This is a genomic window from Streptomyces sp. ATexAB-D23, assembly GCF_000373645.1.
GTDB lineage: Bacteria > Actinomycetota > Actinomycetes > Streptomycetales > Streptomycetaceae > Streptomyces > Streptomyces castrisilvae.
Genome location: NZ_KB892087.1, coordinates 1 through 1,212, shown reverse-complemented (window position 1 = coordinate 1,212; position 1,212 = coordinate 1). Strand labels below are relative to the sequence as shown.

The following is a 1,212-nucleotide window of genomic DNA, read 5'->3' as shown; positions in this document are numbered from 1 at the left end:
GTCCGCGTCGTCGCGTGAGCCCAGCACCTTCTGCTGCCAGACCGCGTAGTCCGCGTACTGCGCTGTCAGCGGCTCCAGCACCCTGCCGCTTCCTTCGGTGCCGGCGCTCCGTGCCTCGTAGGCCCGTGACAGGTCGTCGAAGAACACTCCGGCGGACCGGCCGTCCGTCGCGATGTGGTGCACCAGCAGGTGGAGGACGACGTGTCCGTCACCCAGATCGAAGAGGGTCGCCCGCAGGGGGTTCTCCGAGGTGAGGTCGAACCGGTGGCGGGCCGCCGCTTCCAGGTCGCCGTCCAGGGCCTCCGGCGTGGATGCCCGGCGCCGAAGGGCGATGCGGGCCTCCGTCGCAGGCAGGACGCGCTGTCGCGGCTCGCCGTCCACGGTCGCGAACACGGTCCGCAGGGGGGCGTGGCGTTCCACCACGTCGTTGAGCGCGGCCTCCAGGGCATCGGCGTCCGGCCGACCGGTTAGGCGTACGGCCATCGGGACGTTGTAGGCGGTGCTGGCGCCGTCCAGCTCGGCCAGCAGCCACAGGCGGCGCTGGGCGAACGACACCGGGGCGTCATGGTCATCGGTCCAGGTACCGGCGGTGAGGGGCGGGAGCGCCGGGCGCCCCTTCAGCGAGGCGATGTACGCGGCGAGGCGTGCCGGGGTGGGGTGCTGGAACACGTCCCGGATGGTGAGCCGGACGTTCAGGACCTCGGCGATGTGATTGGTGAGGCGGGCCGCCAGCAGCGAGTGACCGCCGTGAGCGAAGAAGCTGTCCTCGACGCCCACCGGGCTCTCCATGCCCAGGACCCGGCTGAAGAGAGCGACCGCGACCTCTTCGAGCTGGCTCTGCGGCGCACGCTCCGACACCACCGCCGCGACCGGCTCGGGCAGCGACCGCTTGTCGGTCTTCCCGTTGGGCAGGAGAGGGAGCCGGTCGAGCGGGGTGAGGTAGGCGGGGACGAGGTGCTCGGGCAGCCGGGCGGCCAGGTGACGGCGGATGTCCTCCATGGCGGCACCCGTGCCGATCACATAGGCGGACAGCTGCTTGTGGTGCGTGGTGACGACGGCCTGGGTGACGGCCGGGTGGGCCAGGAGAGCCGTCTCCACTTCGGCGGGTTCGATGCGAAAGCCGCGGATTTTGACTTGGCTGTCGGCTCGGCCTTCGTAGTGGAGGTGGCCGTTGTGGTCGAAGTGGGCGAGGTCTCCGGTGCGGTAGAGGCG

1 protein-coding gene is annotated in these 1,212 nt (G+C 71.2%); it reads right to left on the bottom strand.

What is annotated here, in order from left to right; translation table 11 throughout:
* Positions 1-1,212 (bottom strand): condensation domain-containing protein (locus B082_RS37305; protein ID WP_037711514.1); only part of this gene is annotated, 1,212 nt, incomplete at both ends.